Here is a 4,095-nt window from a genome sequence, read left to right as displayed (position 1 = left end):
AGGCCTCCGGCGGGGCGACGTTCCCGCCGATGGGCCCCCAGACGATGATGACGGCTTCCTGCACCACCAGGGCGAGCCCCACCGTGACGAGGATGTGGAAGGTGTGGGGCAGCTTGTAGACCCGGCGCAGGAGCAGCCGCTCGGTCAGTCCCGCCACCCCCGCGACCACGAGGGCTGCGAGCGGCATCGCGACCCAGAAGCTCAGGCCCCGCTCGACGCCCTCATAGGTGAGATAGGCTCCCAGCAGGTAGAACGCCCCGTGGGCGAAGTTCACGAATTGCAGCAGCCCGAAGATGATGCTCAGGCCCACGGCCAGCAGGAAGTAGAGCATCCCGAGGCCGAGGCCGTTCAGGATCTGGAACAGGTAGGTCACGGGGTCTCCCGGCGGAGTGTGGCTCGACGCGGCCCTCCTCCCCCTTGTGGGGAGGGGTTGGAGGTGGGGGTGGTTGGGGGACCCTCAGGTCTCGGAGACAAGCGGAACCACCCCCACCCTCGATCCCTCCCCAGAAGGGGGGAGGGAGGGGCCCTCACGCCATCTTGCAGCCGGCCGCCTCGGGCGAGAGGAACGACTTGCCGGACTGGATCACCTCCGCGAAATCATCCTTGTCCTTCATGGCGGACTTCGCCTTACCCTTGAGCAGATAGTAATCCTTGATGACCTGATGGTCGGCGGCGCGGATCTCCTCCTCGCCGGTGAGGCCCGCGTAGCGCAGGCCCTCGAGGGCCTTGATCACGGCGGGGCCGTCGGCGCTGCCGGCCTTCGCGGCCGCGTCGAGGAGCAGCTTGGTGATCTGGTACGAGCCCGCGAAGGAGTAGTTCGGCGTCATCTTGGCGGTCTCGCGGACCTTGGTCACCAGGGCCTTGTTCAGGGGCGAGTCGATGCCATGCCAGTACTGGGCGCCGAAATAGACGCCCTCGCAGAGGTCGGCGCCCAGCGCCTCGAACTGCTCCAGGCCCGAGGCCCAGGCGAGCACGATGGTCATGCGCTTCTTAAGGCCGAAGCTCACCGCCTGGCGCAGCGCATCCGAGGATTGCGAGCCGAAGTTGAGGAGCAGCAACACGTCGGGCTTGGCCGCGATGGCGTTGGTCAGGTAGCCGCTGAACTCCTTCTCGGCCAGCGAGTGGTAGCTGTTGCCGACGTGCTCGACGCCCTTCTCCTGAAACACTGCCTTGGCGGCGCTCAGCAGGCCCTCGCCGAACACGTATTGCGGGGTGATCGTGTACCAGCGCTTGGCCTGGGGCATCTGCGCGATCAGCGGGCGCACCGTCTGCGCGATGGCCCCGAAGGTCGGTACCGTCCAGCGGAAGGTGCCGCGATTGCAGTCGGAGCCGGTGATCTCGTCGGCCCCCGCCGTGGTGATGAAGACCCCGTCGCCCTTCGTGACCTCCTTGCCCATCACCAGGGCCTCGGAGGAGAGGATGCCGCCCGCGAACAGCCGGGTGCCCTGGCCCATCGCCTCCTGCACCTTGCGGGCGGCGGGGGCCGGCTTGCCCTCGGTGTCGATATCGGCGACCGAAACCTTGCGGCCGAGCACGCTGCCGGCCTCCTGCGCGGCGAAGGCGGCGCCCAGCGAGGCGAACTTGCCGTTGGCGGCGAAGGCCCCCGAGATCGGCAGCGGTGCCCCGATCACCAGGGGGCCCTCCGCCGCGCGTGCGCCCCGCAGCAGGCCCGGAAGCGAGAGTCCGGAGGCGGCGAAAGCGCCGGCCGTGAGCGAGGTCTTCAGAAACGCACGACGATCACGCACAACATTGTTCCTTGATCACGGGCTTTGGCAGAGGATCTTTCTCCGCACAAAGGACGGTGCTTGTCCTGATCCGTCAAGCCGCTCGGCTCATGTTGCGCTGCACCTGTGCGAAACACGCTCGAAAGCCAACAGGACGGGCAGATCTTGCCCCGATCGCGATCAGACCCGGTACTTCGACAACAAATACGTGCGTCCGCGCCAGCATCACCCGCCAGGCGCGCATACGGCGAAGCCTCAGAAGGTTGGCGGCGTGCAGGCGCTTACCACCTCGCAGGCGACGGGGCCGACGCAGCGGAAGCGGTGCGGGCGGCGGCTCTCGAACGAATAGGCATCGCCCGGCCCGAGGATGCGGCGCTCCGCATCCACCGTCACCTCCAGGCGGCCGCACAGGATGATGCCGCCCTCCTCGCCCTCGTGGACCAGGGGCACGCGGCCGGTATCGGCGCCGGGCTCGTAGCGCTCCTTGAGGAGTTGCAGGCTGCGCCCGAACAGGTTGTCGCCCACCTGCCGGTAGGAAATCGGCCCCTTGCCGATCTCGGTGAGTTCGTCGGCCCGGTAGAACGCCCTGCGCGGGCGCTCCGGCTCCACCGCGAAGAACTCGGACAGGCCGATGGGAATGCCGTCGAGGATGCGCTTCAGGGCGCCGACGGACGGGTTCACGCCGTTCGATTCGATCAGCGAGATCGTCGAGTTCGGCACGCCGGTGCGCTTGGCGAGCGCCCGCTGCGACAGCCCGTGGCTCGTGCGGACGGTGCGCAGGCGTGCGCCGAGATCGATGCTCATCGGAATCCTCGCGGTCGCCTCTGGGGCGGAGCGCCCTGTTAGAGATGTTCAGGATTCACCGACATTGCCCTCGCGGGCCCCATGTTTTCAAGCACATCGTGCGGGAAAGAAAAGGACTTGTTCGTCCCGCGCAATCGGCGCCTCCTTCGGGATCATAGACGTCCCCCGAGGATCGCCATGGATCACCACCACGCCGCCAACGCCCCCGGGCTCGACGCCTACTGGATGCCGTTCACGGCCAACCGGCAGTTCAAGGCCGCGCCGCGGATGCTCGCCTCGGCCAAGGGCATGCACTACACCGCCACGGACGGGCGCAGCGTCCTCGACGGCACCGCCGGCCTGTGGTGCGTGAATGCCGGACACGGGCGCCAGGCCATCGCCTCGGCCGTCGAGCGCCAGCTCACCACCCTCGACTTCGCGCCCTCGTTCCAGATGGGCCACCAGGCGGCCTTCGACTTCGCCGAGCGCCTCGCCGCCATCGCGCCGGGCGGCCCGGAGGCGGGGCTCGACCGGGTGTTCTTCACCGGCTCCGGCTCCGAATCCGTGGACACCGCCCTGAAGATCGCGCTCGCCTACCAGCGCGCCATCGGCCAGGGCACGCGCACAAAACTGATCGGGCGTGAGCGCGGCTATCACGGCGTCGGCTTCGGCGGCATCTCGGTGGGCGGCCTCGTCAACAACCGCCGCGTCTTTCCCCTGCTGCCGGGCGTCGACCACCTGCGCCACACCCACGATCTTGAGCGCAACGCCTTCTCCAAGGGCCTGCCCGCGCACGGGGCGGACCTCGCCGACGACCTCGAGCGTCTCGTGGCGCTCCACGGGGCCGAGACCATCGCGGCCTGCATCGTCGAGCCGGTGGCCGGCTCCACCGGCGTGCTGCTGCCGCCGACGGGCTATCTCGAGCGCCTGCGCGCCATCTGCGACCGGCACGGCATCCTGCTGATCTTCGACGAGGTCATCACCGGCTTCGGCCGCCTCGGCACGCCCTTCGCCGCCGACTATTTCGGCGTGGTGCCCGATCTCGTCACGACCGCCAAGGGCCTGACCAACGGCACGCTGCCCATGGGCGCGGTGTTCTGCAAGCGCGCCGTCCACGACGCCCTGATGCACGGCCCCGAGGCCGTGATCGAGCTGTTCCACGGCTACACCTATTCGGGTCATCCGGTGGCCTGCGCGGCGGGCCTCGCCACCCTCGACATCTATGCGGCCGAGGGCCTGCTGACCCGCGGGGCGGACCTCGCCGAGGATTGGGCCGGCGCCATGCACGACCTGCGCGGCGCGCAACACGTCATCGACATCCGCACCATCGGCCTCGTGGCCGGCATCGAGCTGGCGCCGCGCCCGGGCGCGCCCGGCGCGCGGGCCTACGACGTCTTCGTCGACTGCTTCGAGCGCGGCCTGCTCGTCCGGGTCACCGGCGACATCGTCGCCCTGTCGCCGCCGCTCATCGTCGAGCGCGACCAGATCGACACCATGGCGTCGATCCTCGGCGACGCCATCGCCCGCGCCGCCTGAACTCTTCCGACTCTCCGTCCGTCAGGATTCTCGATGCCCACCGCGATTTCGC

General features: G+C 69.0%; 4 protein-coding genes. 1 reads left to right on the top strand and 3 read right to left on the bottom strand.

The genetic code is table 11. From position 1 onward, the window contains the following. From MFF30_RS24765 to MFF30_RS24755, 3 genes are all read right to left on the bottom strand, one after another. The coding region (locus MFF30_RS24765; protein ID WP_238282876.1) for a branched-chain amino acid ABC transporter permease at positions 1 to 373 on the bottom strand (373 nt) is incomplete at its 3' end. 154 nt (positions 374 to 527) lie between these two features. Next, the gene (locus tag MFF30_RS24760) at positions 528 to 1,745 is read right to left on the bottom strand and encodes an ABC transporter substrate-binding protein (protein WP_238282875.1); all 1,218 of its coding nucleotides are present in this window, start codon (positions 1,743 to 1,745) and stop codon (positions 528 to 530) included. A gap of 234 nt (positions 1,746 to 1,979) precedes the next feature. Then, on the bottom strand, positions 1,980 to 2,528 hold the full coding sequence (locus tag MFF30_RS24755) for a cupin domain-containing protein (protein ID WP_238282874.1): 549 nt from the start codon (positions 2,526 to 2,528) through the stop codon (positions 1,980 to 1,982). Between the two features lie 177 nt (positions 2,529 to 2,705). Between MFF30_RS24755 and aptA the strand changes: the two genes are divergently transcribed. Continuing rightward, on the top strand, positions 2,706 to 4,043 hold the full coding sequence (gene aptA / locus MFF30_RS24750; RefSeq protein ID WP_238282873.1) for an omega-aminotransferase AptA: 1,338 nt from the start codon (positions 2,706 to 2,708) through the stop codon (positions 4,041 to 4,043). Positions 4,044 to 4,095: the final 52 nt, after the last annotated feature.

The organism is Methylobacterium goesingense (genome assembly GCF_022179225.1).
Classification (GTDB): Bacteria; Pseudomonadota; Alphaproteobacteria; order Rhizobiales; family Beijerinckiaceae; genus Methylobacterium; species Methylobacterium goesingense.
Note: the sequence above shows the minus strand (reverse complement) of the source record. Positions and strands in the feature narration are given on the sequence as shown.